The organism is Mucilaginibacter sp. PPCGB 2223 (assembly GCF_001705515.1).
GTDB lineage: Bacteria > Bacteroidota > Bacteroidia > Sphingobacteriales > Sphingobacteriaceae > Mucilaginibacter.
Genome location: NZ_MDJS01000001.1, coordinates 1,718,614 through 1,741,364, shown reverse-complemented (window position 1 = coordinate 1,741,364; position 22,751 = coordinate 1,718,614). Strand labels below are relative to the sequence as shown.

Here is a 22,751-nt window from a genome sequence, read left to right as displayed (position 1 = left end):
CGACTATTGGATGTTTTTAAAATAACCCTGAATAACAACAGATTCCTTTTTTACCTGCGATATTTTTTCTCTCATATTTCTTTTTCAATTTATAGTATTTTCAGGTGGATTTTTTTAAATTCACACAAACTGTAATCGGTTGCTTTTTTTTGTGTATATTTGACACGTAAAACCAATTGTAAGATAGCCGGCTAAAGGTTTCTATCTAAATTTCTAATTCAACAGTGCCATACTTATGCAAAGATGTTGGGCGAGTTGTTTCTTGTTATGGTCTTTTTTATGCTTTTCGGCAGGCTCCGTATTGGCACAGGAAGATATTAATTTTACCAGCCTCACCATCAAAGAAGGGCTTCCCTCGAATATTGTCCATGCTATTGTAAAAGACCGACACGGGCTGATGTGGTTTGGTACCGCAAACGGGTTAAGCAGGTTCGACGGGACTAATTATTATATATACCGGCACGAAACGGAAAAACCTTATTCACTACCAGGAAACGAGATACTATCATTATGTGCAGACCGCGAAGGGAAAATCTGGATTGGAAGCGGTGCTAACGGCCTGAGCTATTACGATAGGGCGATGGACCGGATAGTACCGTACACGGGTGATGGCTCCTGGCCAAACATTATTCATATTTCGCCCCGGGCAATTATAGAAGATCACCTCGGGAATATATGGCTGGGCACGTATGGAGATTGCCGCATGATCGATCCGAAAACGGGGCATATCACACAAATCATAATCCCCGGGATAAGAAAGCTGGATGAGTCGTTCGTGGTGCTTTCGCTGTTAGAAGGTAAAGACCATCGGATATGGATAGGCACGAATAAAGGTTTGTACCTGTTCGAGCCTAAGGCCAAAACATTTACCCGGTTTGCCAATATCCCGGGCGACCCGGCAAGCCTCAGCGATAACCTCGTCAAATCGATCATTCAGGACCAGGCGGGTAATATATGGATAGGCACTTACAATGGATTAGATAAAATGCTCCCCGGCGGGCATTTCCAGACTTACCGGCATAACCGCGATCCGGGCAAATCTATCAGCAGCGATGCGGTTTTTGCACTGAGCGAAGATAAACAAGGTAAGATTTGGATAGGTACTGAAGAGGGCGTAGATATTTATGATCCCGGATCGGCTACATTCCGTAACCTGCATCCCGATCCGAGAAATGTTTTTAGCCTTCACAACAAATCTGTCCGTAGTATTTTTATTGATAAGGGAGATATTTACTGGGTAGGCACTTTTGGCGGCGGCGTGGCTAAATACAATAAAAACACCCCGTTGTTTAACCTGAAACAAAGTAACCCTTTCGATCCGTTTGGTTTGCGATCGCCGATGGTGACCTCTTTTGCAGAAAAAGGTAACGGGCCGATCTATATCGGTACTGATGGCGCAGGCATGGGTACAGCCGGTGCAGGCATAGAAATTTTTGACAGGGTTAGTGGTTTGTGCAGGCCGCTAAAGCTGGTAAGCAAGTTACACCGGCAGTTGCTTACCATTTTTTCGCTGTATTTTGACAGGAAAGGCTTTTTATGGGCAGGCACTTATCACGATGGGGTTTTTCGTATCAATACCGCAACCGGGCAGTATGAGCAGATAATTTGTGATGGTACGGCAAGCGGATTGAGCCATAACGATGTGACCTCGATCATTGAAGATAACTTCGGTAATTTCTGGATCGGTACATTAGGTGGCGGAATTGATGTATACAACCCGCAGACAAAGAAAATGGAAAGGTTCAACAAACGGCAAACATCCGGTGCTTTCAATAACCAATTACTTCCGCTCAATGGCTTTATCAGTTGTATAGTTAAATCTCCAACCGGCGAAATGTGGATAGGTTCGGTAGGGGACGGTGTCGTGATGTTCGATCCGAAAACGAAACACATGGAGCATTACACCAAAGATAAAAACAACATACCATACGATATCGCAGATAACCTGTTTTTTGACAGCAGCGGTACGCTTTGGATATCAACAGAACTGGGTTTGGGGAGGTTTGACAGAGCAACTGCCCGGACAGCTTTATATACCGAAAAGGATGGCCTTGCCAACGCTGCGGTAAAGTGTGTGACTGAGGATAAGACCGGGATGTTATGGATCAGTACCGAACAGGGCATCAGTTCATTCGACCGGCAAACCCGCAAATTCAGGAATTTCAACGGCGATAACGGTGTTCAGCAAGGTTCGTTTTATTCCAGGGCAGTGCTCAGAACCCCCGATGGCGATATTTACTTCGGTGGTCACGATGGGTTTAATTTTTTTAACCCGCAAAGCCTGCCTAAGCAAGGCACATCGGGACCGGTGTTGCTTACCGATCTTAAAATAAGTAACCAATCTGTCGCACCATCAGAGGATGCACCGATACAGGAGCAGCTAACTACCGCTAAGGAAATTAACCTCAAATACGGGATGAACTTTGCCATTAGCTATGTGGCTTTAAATTTTACGGCGCCAAAGCAAAATCAGTTTGCGTACCGCCTGGTAGGTTTTGATAAGGAGTGGAACTATGTCCGCAAAGGTAAAACGGCAAATTACACCAATATCGACCCCGGGAACTACGTGTTCCAGGTAAAAGCCAGCAGCGATGGCGAGCATTGGACCTCACCGCCTACCGAAATAAAAGTATTTGTCGCACCGCCCATATGGCGTACAAGCTATGCCTACATCATCTACTTGTTACTGCTGGGGACGATATTGTTTTTATTAAGGCGCAGAGGCATACAAAAAATAAGGCAGGAGTTTGCCACTGAGCAGGAAAAAATCAGGATAGCCCAGGAACGCCGAGAAGCGGAACGTCTGCATGAATTAGACCTGCTGAAAATTAAGTTTTTAACCGATCTCAGTCATGAATTCAGGACACCGATATCGCTGATTGTGGCACCTGTAGAGAATCTGTTACAAAAGAGACTGGCCACCGAATCGCGGGAGGACATTGAGATGATCAACCGGAACGCCCGCAGGCTGCTCAATATGGTGAATCAATTGCTGGATTTTCGCAAAATGGAAGAGCAGGAGCTAAAGCTTAACCTGCAGGCAGCCGATGTTATTACTTTTGCAAAAGATGCAGGCAACTCTTTTAAAGACCTGGCTGCCAAAAAGAAGATCAGCTTTTCGATTGAGTGCAAGAGTGATTGCTGGTATGCCGAATTTGATCACGATAAATTAGAGCGAATCATTTTCAACTTATTGTCGAACGCGTTTAAATTCACCCCGGCAGAAGGAGAAGTTACGCTACAGGCTGAAATAACAGGCATAGATAATGAAAACCCATGCCTGACAATTACAGTGACGGATACGGGTACTGGTATCCCAGCCAACGAACTGCAAAAAATATTTGAGCGATTTTATCAGCATCAAACTAATGATGTGATGAACCAGGGTACAGGGATCGGGCTCTCGATAACAAAAGAGTTTGTCGAGCTGCACGGAGGGCATATTCGCGCAGAAAATATGGAACGGGGCAGCAGGTTTGTCGTAAAGATCCCGATGCCCGGTGTGGCTGAAAATATAACCGAAGATGTACTTGATATTTTACTCCCGGACCTGGAACCCGAATTGGATGCTATTAATAGCGGGATTGTAAGCGGTGATGCAGTTGCTAATCAAAAAACCACTGTGTTGCTGGTTGAGGATAATGATGAGTTCCGTAGCTACCTGGTAGGCCATCTTAAACAATATTATCATATTGTTGAGGCTGCTAACGGTAAAGAAGGGTGGCAAAAAACATTGAGCGCTCATCCACAGCTTATAGTAAGTGACATTAACATGCCGCTGATGAACGGGATAGATCTGAGCAGGAAAGTAAAAGCCGATAAGCGTACTTCGCACATCCCGGTAATTTTGCTTACCGCGATGACTGGTGAAGAAGACCAGTTGAAAGGGTTACAGTCAGGAGCAAGCGATTACCTCTCAAAACCATTTAACTTCCAGATATTGAATACCAAAATAGGTAACCTGCTTGATCTGAACCGCACATTGAAAGATACTTATTCCAAACAAATACAGCTCACGGGTAAGGAAGTGGTAGCTGAGTCGACAAACCTCAAGCTGCTGAACTCGATCATGAAATACATCGAGGATAAACTGAGCGATTCTGATCTTTCGGTAGAAGAGTTAAGCAAGCACGTCGGCATGAGCCGGGGATCGCTTTATTACAAGCTCATTGAGTTAACAGGGTTAACGCCGATCGAATATATCCGTACAGTAAAGCTCGAAAAAGCGGCTGCATTATTGGAAATAAGCGACTATAATGTGGCACAGATAGCCTATATGACAGGTTTTGGTACACCAAGCTATTTTTCAAGAATGTTTAAAAATAAGTATGGTATGGTACCATCAGAATACCTGAACTTTAAACGAGGGCAGAGTAAATTGGCTATAGCTGTTGAGTAAGCAATCCCCCGGTGCCTATTTCAACATTCATTCTGTATCAGTGTGAATGTGAGATTGTTTTGCGTGGCCAGAAATAATTAGCTGCATCCGAATATTTCAAGCATAATCTCGCTATGAAAGTCGCCGCTTTGGTGTTTTTTTGAGCCCGTTGCGGTTTAGGTCTGGCGTCAAATAAGTCCGATTGGGCGCGGTTGGAAATACCTGCCGGAAATAAACACACCGCATATCAATCATCGATCAAACTGGTCGTTACTCTTTCCTCGAACTTACGGGCTATTTCAGTTCAAGAGCTAAACAAATCACACCAGGTACTTTGCCGGCCTCCGATCGCAGAACTATATCCCATCCTACGGTCAGTTATAACGCTAATCATCGAATTTAACAGTATTTTATTAAAAAAAACATGATGTTTTATATGGTAAATAATTGATTTTAAGTAGCTTATAATCTATGAACATTCCAACTACTATATTGAACAATTGTGATAGTGACACTTTTTCCAATCTGATACTTTTACTTCTAAACCAATGAACTGAATCGTGTCGGTTCAAAACCAATTTATTAAACCTTAAGCCCTGTATTATGAAATTGAACAGCACTTGAACGCATTTTTCATCGGGAAAGCAACGAGTGTGCAGAGGATAATGCGTTGCTGACAATCCCGGTTGATGTGTATCTCCTTTTGCACGTCTCAGGATAGTATAAAGTCAGGCCCCCATACACCCCGGCTGCTTTATGACTATACTCAATTAACCCAATTATATTTTCTCTAGTTGATAAGACATGATTAAAGTTATACTAAAGAATTTTAACCCCCCAAAAATATGGCTGGCCGTTCTGGCAATTAGTATCCCGGCTATTATTCTGAGCAGTTGCAAGAGCCGGTTCGACGAATATTATAACGATGCAATCGGTACTAAAGGCGGATATTTATTTACCAAATTGCAGAGCAACCCTAAGTTTTCCATTTTTACCGCGGGCTTAAAGCGCGCCAGTATTGATCAGTATATTGCATCCGGTGGCTTATATACTGTTTTTGCTCCTACAGACAGCGCTTTCCAGGTCTATTTTAAAAGTAAAGGGTACGGCTCGGTCAATGACGTACCGATAGACACTCTTTTCTCCATCCTAAGTTACCATATAGTTAATAACATGTGGTATTATTATGATTTTAAGCTCAGATATCAAACTTACCAGCAAACGCTGTTTTTAACCAGGAGCAAAAAGTTTGTAAACGTCGACGTGAGCGCAACAGATTCTTTGAAAGTTAACGGTATCACTGTTATCAAAAGTCTGCGTGATATTGATGCTGATAACGGCGTTATTCATGGTATAGGCCAATTGCTGCTCCCGAACCCTAACCTGGAACAAAAACTCCAGGCAGATCCGCAGTTAAGCGTCAGTACCTTTTATCGCCTGATGAAAGTATGTTCGGCCCGCACTTTCGACCGGTTTAACAGTTACGATAAAAACCACGATGGCTTACTCGATTCGGTATTTTACACCTCGTATCCGTACCTGAGTAACGTGTACACCGCGATCGATTACCAGGTTAATACGCTGGCTTCCGACCAGGGCGGCGACCCGGTATTTACAACCATATTGGCGCCAACCAATACAGTATTGGACCCGTTGATTGCACCGGCGTTAGCCAAGATCAGTAACACCGTCACCGATAAAATAGCTGCGTTATCGCCTATTTATGCCAAAGCCGTGTTAGAGTCGTATTTCATTGGCGGGCAAAATATATCTTCAAGCGTATTAATTAAGCGGCCAAGTGCGCTCACATCTGTAAACGGTGCTCTTGTGCCAGGCCTCACAGCCGCTTCTTTTTATCGTGCTGATATTCCGGCAAGCAACGGGGTTATCCATATGATCAATACAACCTTCCCTATATCCGATCTCTTAAAGAGCGGTATCGGGCAGGCATTGTCTGACCCCGACCTGTCGATGTTTTGGCTGGCAGTTCAAAAGGCGGGCTTGTTATCTTCATACGCGGCAAGTACCAGGGCCGGGACCCTTTTTGCGCCTACCAATGCAGCCTTTGCCAGTGCGCGCCTCGATCTGACAACAATGACCCTGAACGGAGCACCGCTCACCACGGCAACGCTAACCAATATCATCAGGGTGCACATGATCAATTCGAACCTCGCAGCCACGGCATTTCCTAACGCGGTATACAGTACCGATCTGGCCGGAACGGAGCAGCTTACATTTAACAGTACAGGTACTACGGTAACCAGCCCGACGGGTAATGCGGCCAATATCGTTTTACCTTTCGTAGCAGTAGGGCCAAGCAATGTTGGGTATGTGTATAAAATTGATCAGATACTGATACCGCAATAACATTTCATCATAGTAAATCTTCAAACACTGATTTTAAACCTTATTAAGATGTTAAGATTTAAATTAAAAATACTTTTCATGTGTGCCGGGCCATTGCTTTTGCTCTGCTGGTCAGGCTCTGACGGCCTGGCGCAAACTGCTGCCGCAGTTGTAATAAAAGGTACGGTTACCGACCTCAAATCCAAAGCGCCTATTCCGGGTGTAACGGTTGTTGAGGTTAACGAAAACGACCGCCAGGTAAACGCATCAGTAACCAACCTCGATGGTATCTATACACTGAAAGTTGCCAATAAGAACGACAAGGTCAGATTTTCTTTCATCGGCTACGAGTCGCAAACCTTGCCTATTGGCGATAAAACCGTTATTAACGTTTCGCTGAAAGAAGCACAATCCAGAGATCTTGCAGAGGTAATTGTTCAATCGAAAGCCACGCAAAAAATTTCGAATGGTTTTGGCGAAAGTTCGCCACGGGATAAGATCGGCGCCATTGCATCGGTTTCGTCCGAACAGCTTGCCGGGCAGCCCGCTACTTCTATAGACCAGATGCTGCAGGGGCAATTGGCCGGTGTACAGATCGTATCCAACTCTGGCGACCCGGGTGGTGGTACGAATATCGTAATCCGCGGGCAGGGATCTATATCGGCAGGGAATGACCCTTTGTACGTTGTAGATGGTATCCCTATTATTTCGACGCCCTACGATAACAGCAATGCCGCCGCCAGTTATGCACGCATCAACCCGATAGCTGACCTCAATCCGAACGATATCGAAAAGATCGATGTGTTGAAAGATGCGAATGCCGCAGCTATTTATGGTGCAAGGGCGGCAAATGGCGTTATTGTAATTACAACCAAGCGCGGAAAGCCGGGCACAACGAATATTATTATTAACACGCAGTTTTCGTTACAGATGGCACCGCGGCCGATACCAGTGCTTAATGCCAGCCAGTACAAAGTGATGAGGCTGGAGGCCGAGCAAAATAATAATGATATCAACCCTTCGACGAACACCCTGCTTCCGCTGGTTGACGATCCGACTTATCAGAACTATTGGCTATACCAATCGAATACCAACTGGATAGCTGCCCTGGAGAAGACCGGCTTTACACAAAACTATAACATGTCGCTAAGCGGTGGCGGTGAGAGCGCAAGGTATAATTTCAGTACCTCTTATACTAACGCAGCAGGATCAATGATCAATACCGGTTTCAGCCGCTTTACCGGCCGGTTTAACCTGGATTATACGGTGTCAAAAAAGCTGCGGTTTACTGCGAATATTGCTTTTTCGCGAAGCAGCATTAAGGATTATGCCAACAATGGCGGCGGTACACTGTATTTTAATGCCCTGGTGCGCTCGCCGGCAATGCCTATTTATGATGTGAGTTATGTGGATGGCAGCTCGTTGCCAAATTACATGTCGTTAGGCGGCGTTAACGGTTTTCAGGATAACCCGATCGCGTTTGCCAATACGGTTGATAACTCATCGTACAGTACCAACCTTAAACCTAATATCAGGGCGCAATTGCAGCTTACCAAAGGCCTGCAGTTTATCAGCAATGCATCGCTTGATTTTGTCGGTGAAAACGCAAAGTACTTTCAACCGGCTGCCGCAACAGGCGTGATCTGGAACAGTAACCAGTTTAACCGGGTGGATACGCGCGATTTTGAGCGTATGCAAATGATATCAGACAACTACCTGACCTACAATGTGAACCTGGTGCCTAAGCTGGTAACCAATTTTTTACTGGGCAACACATTGAATACTTTCAAATCGAACCAGTTAACTGCCCAGGCCTATGCCACCGCCGACGCCGCCATGCAGACACTCGGAAATTCGGGAGGGTATAACGCTATTAACTCAAGCAGCGCCACGGAAACCATTTTATCGCAGTTTGTAAAAGCCGACTTTGTTTATAATGATACTTACGGGTTTAATTTCACCATGCGAAGGGATGGTTCTTCTAAGTTCGGAGGCTCGAATAAGTACGGTTACTTCCCATCGTTTGGGGGGTACTGGCGTATCTCCAACCTTAAATCGTTAAAAAACAGCAATACCGTATCCGATTTAAAGCTACGCGCATCATGGGGGCAACTGGGTAACAGCGGTATTCCCAATTATGCCTATATCAGCCAGTTCGCACAGGGAGCCAACTATATGGGGCTAAGTGGTGTAAGTCAAAGTAACCCGCAATTAAACCACCTGAAATGGGAGACGAGCGAAAGCACGAACCTTGGTTTGGATGCGTCTTTCTTTAACAGCAGGCTCGGGCTTACGGTGGATGTGTACAACCGGTTGACCAAAGATTTATTGTATAACCTTGCCCTGCCTGCAAGCAGTGGTTTGGTAAACTCGTTAACGGGTAATTCGGGCGGATATATCTACACCAATTTAGGTACCATCCGCAACCGTGGTATTGAGATCAATATCACCGGAACGCCTGTTGCCCTAAAAAACTTTAGCTGGAACACCTCATTCAATATAGCCACCAACATTAACAAGGTGCTCTCATTACCGGGCGGCACGGTTACCACTGCCGATAGTTATGGCGGTTTTACCTCGCAGATTAAAGAAGGCGATGCGTTGGGAACTTACTACGGGTTGGTGTTCAAAGGTGTTTATGCCCGCGATGCCGATGCGGTTGTGCATGATAAGAACGGGAACATCATCTATGAATTGAACGGAACCACGCCGCGCCTGATGCACATCGGCAGCGAAACCGGTAACGTTTACAAAGGCGGCGACGCTATCTATGAAGATTTCAATCATGATGGTATCATAGATGATCAGGATAAAGTGAGGATCGGCGATGCAAACCCGAAATTTTTTGGTGGGTACAATAACTCATTTACCTATAAAGGCTGGGGGCTACGTTTCTTTATCCAGTACCAGTACGGTAACAATATTATCGACGGCCTTCGCCTGCAACTGGAAAGCATGACCAACGCGAATAACCAGGCCCAGTCGGTATTGCGGCGCTGGCGTACCCAGGGCGATGTAACCAATATGCCAAGGGCCCTGGCTACCGATACCAGGAACATTTTGCCGTCTACGCGCTGGGTAGAAGATGGTTCGTACGCCAGGTTGAAATTCGTTACTCTATCCTACAAAGTGCCGACAAAGGTTGTTCAACGGCTTAATATTTCGAGCCTGGATATGTTCTTCACAGCCAATAACCTGTATACCTGGACGAAGTACACCGGCGCTGATCCCGAGATCACCCTGGGAAGTAACCCGGCCTTTATCGGCATAGACCAGGGTTTAACGCCTCAAACCAAAGGCTACACATTCGGCATCAATCTGAAACTTTAATTACCATAAAGACTCAAAAAATGAATTCAAAACATAAAAAAAGCCCCTTATGGTTTGGCATGTTGATCATCTGCATGGCCTTATTGCCGGTCGGGTGCGGCAAATACCTGGACCAGGCGCCGACCAACTCGCTGACCAGGGAACAATTCTTTCAAAACGAAGCCGATGCCAACGCCGCCATGATCGGGGTTTACGATGGCCTTCAGGGTTGTGTAACCCAGTTTTTGGCCTGGGGTGAGTTTCGGGGCGACCTGGTTACGGCAACAGTGCAGAGTACTTCAAACTATCCGTATTATGAAGCTTTCTCTGCTGATGCTACCACGAATATCAGCTCATGGTCTGATTGGACTGCGGTATATAAAATGATAGGCCGGGCCAATATCGTGATCGAATCTGTACCCAATATCGTTAACCTGGATAAAAACTTTACCCAGGAAAAAAGCGACGCTATTGTCGGGCAAGCACGGTTCCTGCGGGCATTGGGATATTTTTACCTGGTAAGAGCTTTTAAAGAAGTTCCGTTAATACTAACGGCCCCAAGCAGTGACGACGTCAACTACCGTATCCCCAAATCTTCTGCTGACGTGGTGCTGGACCAGATAGAAACAGATCTGACCTTTGCAGAAGCTAAGGCTCCCGCACAATACTCTACCGACCAGGCCACCCGCGGAATGGCGACAAGAGGTGCCGTAAACGCATTACAAACCGATGTTTATTTGTGGCGTGCCAAATACCAGCAGGCAGTTGATGCTTCTCAAAAGGTTCTTAATAACACGCTATATTCATTGGTAGCAGGGGTTAACTGGTTCAGTATGTTTTCCCAGAAGAATACTTCCGAAAGCATATTTGAGGTTCAGTTTGATTATAAATTACAGGAAACCAATAATCTTGGAGGGGTGTCGGGAGGTTTTACGGTAAACCCGGTGTTAACAAACTATTTCTCGATCGAGCAGGATAAGACGAGGGGCTTAAACAATACCTACGTAAATGCCGGTTCGAACGTGTACTGGAAGTATACAGGCTTAAGTGTAAACGGTACCACCAATATCGGCCGTCCGGCGGGCGATGCTGATTTTATTGTATATCGCCTGGCGGATGTGATGTTGCTCAGGGCCGAGGCGCTTACCCATCTTGGCGTATCCCAAAAACAGGAAGCGATCAATTTGATTAACACGATACGCACCCGGGCTGGCATTTCTCCTTATGTAGGGGTTGATGGGACCGCCGATGGTGGCTTACTCGAAGGATACGTGCTGAAGGAGCGTGCCCTTGAACTCGCCATGGAAGGTAAACGATGGTTTGACCTGGTGCGTGAGGCGACAAATGACAGCAACCCTGATTTGCTGATCAATGCCGTGGCCCAATCGAGAACGGTTGCTGAGCGTGCGCTTATCCGGTCGAGAATCATCGACCCAAGAAGTTGGTACCTGCCTATACTGAGCATCGAACTTAACCGAAACCCAGCGTTGGTGCAAAACCCATATTATCAATAAACGCCAATGATTTAAACCGATTAATATGAAAAGAGTAGTAAAAATATTAACCAATACAAATACCGGTGCAGCAAAGCTGTTAACCAGGCTTACGGTTATTTGTTTGCTGGCTGCATGCGCAGGTTGCCGGGATACCAGTCTTTCGTACATGGTGCCCACCCGCACTACCCTGATGCTGGATCAGATACAGGCAGATACTTCGCTTACCACAACAGTCCAGGCGCTGCAAATAGCAAACATGGCAGCCACGCTGGATACTTATGGGCCGTTTACTTTTTTTGCGCCCAATAATTCGGCCTGGGCGCAATACATCAAAAACAAAGGGAAAACAAGTATTAACGATTTAACCGCCGCGCAGTTAAAAACGGTATTGACTTATCTTATACTCCCTACGCGGTTATATGCTGCCAACTTTATCCAGGGGCCGCAGGCAACCCCATCCGGTGCGGGCGATTTTTTGACCTTAGATATATCCAAGGGGTATCGTTATAATACGGTTGCAAATGGTATTGCGCATGTTTATCAAACGGATATCGTTTACTCTAACGGCCTTGTCCACAAGATAGATGCGGTTCTGGATCCGCCAAGTTTAACCATTGGTCAGTTCCTGTCGCAAAATCCAGGCACCTACAGTGTATTTACAGCAGGATTGCAACGCGTAGGGTTACTCGATACGCTTACTTTACTTAACGATAAGAATAATGTGCGGGTAGCCTTATCGCTTTTTGCCGAAACCAACGATGTATTAAAAACCGCAGGCATTACAACATTCGATAATATGCCAATGGCTGACCTCAAAAGCCTGATGCTGTATCACATCATCAAAGGGAGCAATTTTAGTGCTTCCTATACGCCGCACACCCTGGCTATTCCGGGTATCAACCTGCTGGAAAGCTATGATAATACCATTCTGTCACTGGATAATCAAAGCTGGATATATTTTAACCTGGCAGACAATAAGCTGATTAACAACAGTACGGTCGGCCTGGCCGCCAGCGATATCCTGATGCGGAATGGACTCGTTCATAACCTGGATAAGCACATGGTGTTTGACACAACAACCGATAGCAAAACATCGAAAAGGGTTCAGATCTATCACTATTTCAGCCTGGCCACCAGTTATGAATACGGTGCTGCCGGGTTTACCGCTGGTTCGCTTCCCCCGACGACCACCACCGGCAACTGGCGCATTTATGCCGAGAGCGGTACCGGTACTTCACGTGGGACGATCAACTGCTTGTTCTTTAGCCCTCATGCAGCGGGCGACTCCGTGATCTCGATTGTGAAGAATATCAGAAAAGGGACTTACCGGATTGAGGCCAATTACAAAGCAGGCGGCCGCGGAACCTACCAGTTGTATTGCGGGAAGGATCTCATCGGAGTGCCGGTCAACTATGGTTTGACGCTGGGGCAGCCTTCAAACTGGGAGCAGAAAGCTTTTATTGGTAACTACACCTTCAAAAAAAGCGGCGATACTCCATTAAAATGGGTTTGTACGATAAACGGTTCAGTCGATTTTGATTGTCTGGTGCTGACGCCGATATATAAATAAGTCCACCCGTTATTTAACCTTTCAACATAGAAAAATGATAAGATCTCGACACCAAATAATTCGTTTTTGGGGTTTAACCATACTTGGCTTCGGGGCGTTCTATACGGCGTTCGGCCAAAATAGCACCTCCCCGGCTAAATTGTCCAAAATAGATTCGCTGCGCGCTTTGATCAATCAAAGAGACGTGCAGGATTCGCAAAATGCGCAAAATCCGGATGTGGGTTACTTAGGCGTTAAAAACCAACCTTCTATCGGAACCATATCGGTGCTACAGGATAACCGATTTAAAGAATTGACCTCGCAATCGATAGGCAGCCTGTTACAGGGGCAGGCAGCAGGTGTGCATGTAATTAATACATCGGGCGCACCAGGTTCGGGTGCGCTTGTGAATATCAGGGGAATATCTACATTAAATGCGGGCACCACGCCATTATATATTGTGGATGGAGTGCCCGTGCGATCAATCCGCAATCAATACCCACTGGCGCTGAATGCAGATAATGACCCACTGGCCGACATTAACCCGCACGATATCGCATCCATAGCTGTTTTGAAGGATGCTTACGCGACGGCAGCTTATGGAGTTCGGGCGGCTAACGGAGTTGTCATTGTTAATACTTACGGCGGTACCAGCGGAAAGACCTTGCTGGATATCACGCTGAACAATGGTATCTCGTTCGTTCCGAAAGAATTGTCGGTTTTAAATGCCGATCAGTACAAAAGTTATATTATTGATGAGGAGACCTCACGGGGGCAAACTCCCGCCCAGATAACATCCGGCATGGGGCGTTACCTGCTGTTATCCACCCCATCAAACCAGCGCTGGCGTTATAGTAATAATACCGATTGGCAACAACAGGTGCTTAGCCGGGGCAGCTTCAACGATTTTCACCTGGTGCTGCGCGGAGGTGATGCGGTGGCTAAATATTCACTCATGGCAGGCTATACCAACCAGGGCGGTGTAATTACCGGTACCAGTTTCGACAGGTTTAGCGCCAGGTTTAACCTGGATTATAAAGTAGGTAAGAAACTAACTTTCCTGAACAGCCTGACATTTATACGCTCGGATAAAGTATTGAAAGATGAAGGTAACGCTCCTAATACCAATCCGTTGTTATTGGCCACATTAAAAAGTCCTACATTAACCACTTTACAGCACGATCCCACAGGCAATACGCTTCGCGACCCTGACAGCTCAGATTATGCCGGGCGTAACAATCCGTACGCGATAATTTACAGGATGCGCGATGAAAACAACTCAAACCGCATATTCGGGCGGATAACCGGGCAATATACCTTTTCGCCTTACCTCAATCTGCGTATCGGTATCGCTGCCGATTTTGACCGCCTGAACGAATTGCGTTTCGTGCCGTCGGCCGGTTTTTTACCAGTAACTTATGTGCAGCGTTATTCGGCGCAAGCCAACAGTACAGAGCTGATGGTACTTAACGAAAATACGTTGAATTATGAACGGGTGTCGAAGTCGGGCGACCACGCGTTTTCGGCATACCTGGGTAACTCTTTTCAATCGACGTCGCTTGATGCCAAATATGTTAAGGCAATTAACTCCACGGCCGACCAGTTCCTGATCAATACCAACGATCCCAATTTTATCGATTCGATAGCCAGCCAGACGCCTACCTGGCGACTGATCTCATTTTTTGCAGGTACGCAGTATAGTTATAAATCAAAATATACCATCGGGGCAAACATCCGGGCCGATGGTTCGAGCAGGTTTGCGGCAGGGCATCAGTGGGGATATTTCCCGGCGGTTGCAGTCTCGTGGCATGCCACGAAGGAAGACTTTTTCAAACCCGGGTCTTTTTTATCTGATCTGACCTTGCGCGCCAGCTACGGCATTACCGGTAATGATGATGTTGGTTATTACAGCGCTTACAATTACATTGTCGCATCTCCATACCAGGGCTATTCGGCGGTAAAGTTAGGCATCCTCGGTAACCCCGATTTTACCTGGGAACAAACCACCCAGTTTGATGGAGGGATCGACTTCAGCGTGCTGAAAAACAGCATCGAACTCACTGCAAACTTTTATAACCGGGTTACCGGTAACCTGCTGAACTCGATAGCCCTGCCGGGTATAAGCGGCTTTAGGAGCTATACCGTAAGCGAAGGTTCGGTAAGGAACCGGGGGGTAGAGCTCTCCTTATCCACTCATGTAAAAAAAGGGTCTTTCGCCTGGAACTCCGGGTTTAATATCTCCTTTAATACAAATACCATCTTATCGATGCCGGATAGGACGAACCCGATAGTCAACTATCCGGGTGGATTCAGCACTATCTTAAAAGCTGGCAGTCCGGTTGGTGCATTTTATGGCTATAACGCTACAGGGGTATATGCACGAACATCGGATGTAACGCTGAAAAACGGGGCGACAAACGCTATCCCTTTCAAAGGCGGTGATATGATTTATGAAGATGTGGATCGCAATGGCGTAATTGATACCAACGACCGCAAGATCATCGGCAATGCTAATCCCAAGTTCTTTGGCGGCTTTCACAATACGTTCAGCTACAAAATGTTTGATCTGACCGTGTTTATGGATTTTGCGTATGGCAACCAGGTATATAACGCGCAGCGTGCCGCCCTGGAGTCGATGTCTAATTACGACAATCAATCAACTTCTATCTTAAATCGCTGGCGCCAGGAAGGCGACGTATCTGCAATGCCGAGGCTTCAGTATGGCGATCCGGAAGGGAATGCGCGTTTTTCGAGCCGCTGGATCGAAGATGGCTCTTACCTGCGCTTTAAGGCGGTGACCTTAGGTTATAACCTGCCGCTGAAAAGCGCGAGGTTGAACAGCGTGTTTAAAAGTGTCCGGGTACAGGTCACCGGGCAAAATCTGTACACTTTCACCAAATACAAAGGCTATGGCCCTGAGGTGGGTAGCGCAGTTAATCAGATTATGTACGGCGCCGATTACGCAAGTATCCCACAAGCCAAAGTGGTTTACATAGGTGTTAAGCTGGGGCTATAATGGTTGGATATTTTAGAGCAAAATAATGATGAAAACTTTCTTCAATAAGCGACTTACTTTTGCAACGATAGTTGTTGTGAGCGTATTGGTCACCGCAATATCATCCTGCAAAAAGTTCCTGGATGTAAAACCTACCGATGTTACCCGAGCCCAGGACTTTCTGGGCGATTATTGGGATGCGCAGTATATGCTGCGCGGAACCTACGAGGAATTGCAACCCCTGGTGGACTACATGTTTGTACTGGGAGAGGTACAGGCAGATTGGGCCAAACCGGGTACGGGTGCCGACAGTGATATCGTTCAGCTGGCTGAGCATCGCGTTAAGCCCACAAACCGGTACACCAATTGGGGGCCGTACTACGACCTCATCAACAGGGCAAATTATCTGATCAAAAACATATACCGTGTTCCGCGCGATCAGAACAATTTTTCGCTGTTTATGATGAACCAGTATATAGGCGAGGCTAAGTACCTGCGGGCCTTTGCCTATTTCCACCTGATCAGGAACTGGGGCGACGTGCCATTTACAACTACACCGGTCGACGATATCAGCAAGGTATCATACTTATCGGTAACTCCGCAAAACACCATCCTGGATTCGATCGAGAATGACCTGACCCAGGCGTTCACCAATACCGATTTTGCCATCAACGTATTTAACGAGGATGGCACCTTAAGGCAAAGTAACGAGCAAACACGGCACCGGGTTTGTAAAGGTACCGTATGCGCCTTGCAGGCGGAGGTTTACCTGTGGCGAAATAAATATGCGCAGGCAAACGCCGCTTGCCAGGCCTGGTTTAACACCGGCCAGTACCCGTTCATATTGAATGGAAGCGGCCCGACCATAGGCGATCACTGGTTTGATATTTTTACCTTAGGTAACCAGTTGTTCAACGAGCCGATGTTTATGGTCAATTTCTCGTACGCAACACGCGAAACAAGTACTTTGATGGCTTTAACTTCAAATGACCCAGCATCTGGCGGGAAATATGTCGTCGCACCATCTGATGTGGCAATAAAGGCTTACAACCCTAATTGGCCAAATAGCGTAAGCGTAACAAATACCGCTACCGATGATGCCTACCGTGGTTTTGGCGGTACGTATGCCGGTGGTGCACCATCTTACAACAGGGTAGGGAGTCCTAACCCTGTAATATGGAAGTATTTAGGTACCGGTAAGGTTGCACCGGCTACTATTGATGTGCCGCCGCCGGTAAGGTTGCCCTATCGTAGCGAAGGCGATTTTCACATCACCCGCCAGGGCGACATGTACCTGTTATGGGCCGAAGCATTGAACAGGGTTGGAGATAAAAGCAATGCTATCTCCAAGCTTAATGCAGTGAGGGGAAGAGCAGGAATGCCAACTTATCCGTCAACGACCGCAACAACTTCTACTAACGACCAGATTGAAGATTTAATTTTGAAGGAGCGCGGACTTGAATTAGGGTATGAAGGGCATCGCTGGTACGATTTAATGCGCGTGGCCAGGCACGGGCGCCCGCGTGTGCTGATCGATGCAGTTGAGAATAGGGCACCTGCATCTTTAAAACCTTATTTGGAGTCGACTCTGACAGATCCTAATAAATGGCTGTTACCATATAACGCTAATGAGCTTCAACTGAACCCTAATTTGAAACAACATTGATGACTGACTGATATGACCTAAGCTTTAATTAAGCAAAAAGCTGTGTACTGTAAAGTGCCGGCTTTTTGTTTTATGTATAACGTTATACAAATGTGTACATAATATATACAAACGTAGTATTGCAGAACGAAATAAGGCTATAGCTTTGACCATCAAATATTATTTATCGGTATGCTAAAAATATCTTCACAGCTTCAAATAAAATGTTTAATTATAGTTGCGGTTTTATTCATTTTGTTTCAATTACCAGGCTATAGCCAACAAAAAACAGCAATCGAACCGGCATATAAATCAGGTGTGTATCGCAATCTTTTTCGCGAAGCTGGTTATGACCAGAAAGAAATCGACCAGAAGGTGGCTAAAGCTTATTACGATGTTTTTGAAGGGCCGAACCGTGTTTATTTTGAAGTGGGCGATACGATGGCGTATGTGTCGGATGTTAAAAACCATGATGCCCGCACGGAAGGGCTTTCGTATGGGATGATGATCGCGGTGCAGCTTAATAAGAAGGACGTGTTTGACCGGATATGGCGCTGGTCGAAAAAATATCTCCAGCACCAGGATGGCCCCAGGGAAGCTTACTTTGCCTGGAGCATTAACCCGAAAACAATGCGCCGTAATTCGGAGGGGTCTGCTTCAGATGGGGAGCTTTATTTTATAACCGATTTGCTCTTTGCATCAAACCGGTGGGGAAATAATACCGGGATAAATTATTACGCTGAAGCACGGTGGATACTGGATGCGATGTGGAAGAAGAACGGAGACGCGGGTATCTATAACATCATCAACACCGAACATAAGCAAATCAGTTTTGTGCCCGAAGGCGGTGGCTATAACTGGACCGATCCATCATACCACCTACCTGCTTTTTTTGAAGTTTGGGCGATGTATGCACGCGATGGTCATGAACAATTTTATAAAGATTGCGCAGATACTGCGCGTGCGTTCCTGCACCGGGCGTGCGCGGCAGGTACCGGGCTGAATCCCGATTATACCGAATTTTCGGGCCAGCCGCACAATACGCGTATGCAGTCGGTATTCAGGTACGATTCGTGGCGGGTGCCCATGAATATTGCTATGGATTACAACTGGTTTGGTAAAGACAGGGCATGGCAGCATGATTATGCCCGGCGGTTCCAGGCATTTTTACGATCGAAAGGGATTGATCAATTCGGCGATCAGTTTAACCTGGATGGCACGCCGCCCGAATACATTTTGCAGGCAGGCGGTTTCAGAAAGCTGCGACACTCTTTAGGACTCGTATCCACAAGTGCAGCCTCGGTGTTAATGGATACGGACAAGCATAGCCTTGATTTTGTGCGTGCGCTGTGGGACGCTAAGCTACAGCCTTATGATGATGGTTATTTTGACCCTTACTACGATGGGTTGCTTTACCTGTTCAGCCTGATGCACCTGAGCGGTAAATATCATATTATTAAACCATCGCCTCATTGAAAGCAGCACAACGGTCAAAACAAAAAAACCTTTCAGAGAGAGCATCTCCAAAAGGCTTTGTTTCGTGGTCGCATCAGGGCTCGAACCTGAAACCTACTGCTTAGAAGGCAGTTGCTCTATCCAGTTGAGCTATGCAACCGTGCAAGTATATTTTTTTGCGGTGCAAATATGCACAAATTGCTTAAGATTTGAAAATGCTTGTTTAAGTTAATTTAATCAGATATGTATTACTTTAAGTATTTTATCCTGAGGTTTTTATACTCTATCTTCATGGGTGGCCCAACGTGCACCTGCACACCGATGAGGCCGTTCATCTTGCGGTTAACAAGGTCGTTATCGGTAACTTCGCTCATTAACACACCGTTGATGTAATGCTTCATGTTATTGCCTTTTACTACCAGGTCAATCTCGTTCCAGTCGTCGTACCTGATCGCTTTTAATAACGTTTCCTTAGTGCCCAAACTATCAGTAACGACAGGCTTTTTATCGGGCTCAATAGTGGTACGCTGCCCGCGATAGGCGAGGAATTGCCGGCCGCGCTCTTCATAGTTCTGGCCACTGTATTTGGGATAGCCCAAGTTGTATTTGTCCTTACCGTCGAGGTCGAACTGGTAGCCTTTTAGGGCATAAGGCAAGGTATCAACACGTGTGCTGCGATAGTTGATGCCGCTGTTGCCTTTGGCCGAGATGCGGTACTCGCATTTCAATTCAAAATCGCCGGGCTGGCCGCCTTTCCAAATCAAAAAGGTATTGACTTTGATGATCGTTGCCGGTGTTATCTCGCCGATGATCTCGCCGTTTTCGGCGCGCCAGTATTTCGGGTCGCCTTCCCAGCCGCTGAGGGTTTTGCCGTCGAACATCGGTACAAAACCTTTTTCCTGGTCCTTAAATGACAGTGCCGGGATGGCAACCGTAATGAGTAGTAGAAAATATCTGATCTTCATTGGTTTTAAACAGGTAGATAAAGGTAACAATCAATTACTTTTATTCATCAGTCTATCGTTGAAAGCCAGCAGCAATTTAAATAATTCCGGATATTTGGTTAGAGGCAGGGTAGCACTGATGTCGTAAACATCGTGATAAGCTTTGATGCCGCCCATGGTGTACATAAAAAACGCCGGTACCCTCTTCTCGGTAAAAAAATAATGATCGCTGTTTGCGGCTTTGCCACGTGGATAAATTTTAACCAAGTAATGATACTGATCGTTCACCTGGTTAAGCAGGGCAAATTCGTTTTTGTAGATGGTGCTGTTCACTACGGTCGCACCTTCGTCGCCGGTACCTTCCAGGTCGAGGTTGAATAGGAAACGGATATCTGATAGTTTGATCAACGGGTTTTCTGTAAAATACTTAGACCCCAGCAAGCCAGCCTCTTCACCCGAAAAGAGGATAAAGGCCATGGTATAAGGTTGAGGGTGCGTTCCGTAATACTGTGCCAGAGCAAGCAATAAAGTTACTCCGCTGGCATTGTCGTTAGCACCCGGAAAGTAGGTAGCGTTGCCCATGCCGCCCAGGTGATCATAATGGGCAGTTATTACGATGATGGAATCGGGTTTAACAGTACCCTTTACCACACCGCAGATGTTGGCTGTTTTAAATTGGGGGATGAGCTTGTTTTCTATATCAATGTCGATAGTTTGCGGATCGCCGGTTATAGCTTTCTGATCTACTTCAATACCGGTATAATCTTCGGTTTTTTGAGCTACATCCCAGGTTAGCTTTTTTTGCAAGGTTACCATAATTCGATGTTCCGCATCTACAAAATGTACGCTGTCGCTTTTTATGAGGGTACCGCTGGTTTTGATACCACGGCTATCGGCAGTTACAATATAATCGTAACCGGTACGCAACTTAGTGCCATTAATGTTCACCTCTGCTTTTCCCGGAAAGGTGTTAACCGGGAAACTGAACGGCTGTTCGAAACGCTTGCCATCCATCGGCTGCAAACCGTAACTTTTAAATTGCCCGGCCAAAAAACGTGCGGCTTTGCCAACGCCGTCGTTGGTATAACCGCGGCCCCAAAAGTATTTTGAAGTGAGCGTATCAATCATTTTGTGGCCAAAGGCAGGGTCGGCCTCCTGGGCGAGGGAGATGTTAGCGATAAGTATAAATAGTAATACGAACTTTATTTTCATGTGACTTCGATCTGAACAAGTATACCGATTTTATCAGAATTGACCACACAAAAAAGCCCCCGGGTGGCTGTCCGGGGGCATGGCTGGTGTTTTGGTCAGTTAACTAAAATTATTTTTTAAGGGATTGGATAAAAAATAATTAAAGAGGATCAATATTGTTGTTGCCCGAGCATCCGCCAGTAAAGGCTCAGACAAAGAACAAACAAAACTTCACCGTACCCAAAAATGGGATTGATGATTAAAATTGCCCAGGAATAAAACGGTGTGTGTTTGGGTTGCAGGATTGCAACCTGGAAAATAACAGCTATACTGCAATGATACTAAGCCTGGGGATTGGCCGTTTTAAATAACATCACTAAAAGAATAACTTGTTATTTTTATAAAGGTAAAAATATTTTGATATCTCCAAAAAATATTTTTCCGGATATAATTCGCCAAAAACACAAAAAGCCCCGGATTTATTTAATCCGGGGCTTTTTGTGAATAAATTATTTCTTTCTGGGTATCTGCGCGATGAGCCATTTACTCAGATCGTCGGCTGCTTTGTCGTTATCGTAACCTGCGGGTAAATGCCCGTTAGTGTATTCGTTGTACAACCAGGGGTCGCCTACTGCAAATACGGTGCCTTTACCGTACTTAACTGTCGCCATCAGCACTACACCGTCTTTATTAGTGTAAGCAGCTTTGGCATTGCCGCTCAGGGTGATGGAGCTCATATCCTTCAGGTAAATCTTTTTGGCAGTTTTGAAGATAGGGTCGCCGTCGGGTACCATCAAAGTACCAGCAGCAATGTTGCTACCGATAACGTGGTTCTGTATATCATCATTGAAATGTAAACCAAACTCTTTAGCGAGCACATTGGTGCTTGGCAGGTTAACGTTGGCGCTGTCGTTAGCCAGTATCACCAAAACGCCGCCGGCTTTTACCCACCCGGCTATGGCTTTGGCATCTTTCGGGGTAATGATATGCGGGTCGGGCGTTTCCTTTTTGTTGTCAGGGTCTACAATGATATAAATATCGCTGTGTTTCAGGTTTTCGGCAGTGGGAGCTTCTTCGTGACTTTTGAGTGTGGCGCCGTATTTGATAAATGCATCGCCCCAATTGGAGTAACCGTTCAGGTCCTTTTCATCCCAGATGTAGTGGAAGCGTTCGGAGGTAAATTTACCTTCCTTATCCTTTTTAAACTCGTGGTTAAAGTAGCAGTCGAGATCGACTATCCAGTTCGGGCCTTGGGCCTTTACCTTTGGAATGAGTGCAAGCGCGAAGAGGGCAATAAGCAGCGTTATTCTGTTTTTTTTCATGGTTGTTGTTAATTGGATAATTGGTGCCTAAATATAGACGTTAAAAACCAAAATAGTAAAACACCTGTGCAAAATATGTGTTTAAGCCAATATAGTGTAATATTTTGCATATAGTGGATAA

At 45.9% G+C, this 22,751-nt stretch carries 11 protein-coding genes and 1 tRNA gene; 8 read left to right on the top strand and 4 right to left on the bottom strand.

Annotated features, from left to right (window positions below; genetic code table 11):
* Positions 1-235: 235 nt before the first annotated feature.
* The 8 genes from BEL04_RS07490 (at position 236) to BEL04_RS07455 (ending at position 19,194) form a co-directional block, all read left to right on the top strand.
* Positions 236-4,399 carry a hybrid sensor histidine kinase/response regulator transcription factor gene (locus BEL04_RS07490; RefSeq protein WP_083227802.1) on the top strand — a complete coding sequence of 1,388 codons (4,164 nt, stop codon included), beginning with the start codon at positions 236-238 and terminating at the stop codon, positions 4,397-4,399.
* A 783-nt stretch (positions 4,400-5,182) separates the two neighbouring features.
* Positions 5,183-6,745, top strand: coding sequence for a fasciclin domain-containing protein (locus BEL04_RS07485; RefSeq protein ID WP_066001877.1), 1,563 nt, complete (start codon positions 5,183-5,185; stop codon positions 6,743-6,745).
* 48 nt (positions 6,746-6,793) lie between these two features.
* On the top strand, positions 6,794-10,054 hold the full coding sequence (locus BEL04_RS07480) for a SusC/RagA family TonB-linked outer membrane protein (protein ID WP_066001876.1): 3,261 nt from the start codon (positions 6,794-6,796) through the stop codon (positions 10,052-10,054).
* A gap of 20 nt (positions 10,055-10,074) precedes the next feature.
* Positions 10,075-11,547: a RagB/SusD family nutrient uptake outer membrane protein gene (locus tag BEL04_RS07475; protein ID WP_066001873.1), complete on the top strand. Its 1,473-nt coding sequence runs from the start codon at positions 10,075-10,077 to the stop codon at positions 11,545-11,547.
* Positions 11,548-11,572: 25 nt separating this feature from the next.
* A complete protein-coding gene (locus tag BEL04_RS07470) occupies positions 11,573-13,099 on the top strand; it encodes a fasciclin domain-containing protein (protein WP_066001870.1) in 1,527 nt (508 codons plus the stop codon).
* Positions 13,100-13,133: 34 nt separating this feature from the next.
* On the top strand, positions 13,134-16,094 hold the full coding sequence (locus BEL04_RS07465; protein ID WP_083227801.1) for a SusC/RagA family TonB-linked outer membrane protein: 2,961 nt from the start codon (positions 13,134-13,136) through the stop codon (positions 16,092-16,094).
* Between the two features lie 25 nt (positions 16,095-16,119).
* The gene (locus BEL04_RS07460) at positions 16,120-17,739 is read left to right on the top strand and encodes a RagB/SusD family nutrient uptake outer membrane protein (protein WP_083227800.1); all 1,620 of its coding nucleotides are present in this window, start codon (positions 16,120-16,122) and stop codon (positions 17,737-17,739) included.
* Between the two features lie 297 nt (positions 17,740-18,036).
* Entirely contained in the window at positions 18,037-19,194 is a 1,158-nt protein-coding gene (locus BEL04_RS07455) for a glycosyl hydrolase family 8 (RefSeq protein WP_254659539.1), read from the top strand.
* Between the two features lie 65 nt (positions 19,195-19,259).
* On the opposite strand, the gene BEL04_RS07450 is transcribed toward BEL04_RS07455, so the two are convergent.
* The 4 genes from BEL04_RS07450 to BEL04_RS07435 form a co-directional block, all read right to left on the bottom strand.
* A tRNA-Arg gene (locus BEL04_RS07450) sits at positions 19,260-19,333 on the bottom strand.
* Positions 19,334-19,421: 88 nt separating this feature from the next.
* Entirely contained in the window at positions 19,422-20,138 is a 717-nt protein-coding gene (locus BEL04_RS07445) for a DUF1080 domain-containing protein (protein WP_066001857.1), read from the bottom strand.
* Between the two features lie 30 nt (positions 20,139-20,168).
* A complete protein-coding gene (locus BEL04_RS07440; RefSeq protein WP_066001855.1) occupies positions 20,169-21,329 on the bottom strand; it encodes a M28 family metallopeptidase in 1,161 nt (386 codons plus the stop codon).
* A 488-nt stretch (positions 21,330-21,817) separates the two neighbouring features.
* Positions 21,818-22,630, bottom strand: a complete 813-nt coding sequence (locus BEL04_RS07435) for a DUF4350 domain-containing protein (protein WP_066001853.1) — start codon at positions 22,628-22,630, stop codon at positions 21,818-21,820.
* Positions 22,631-22,751 lie beyond the last annotated feature (121 nt).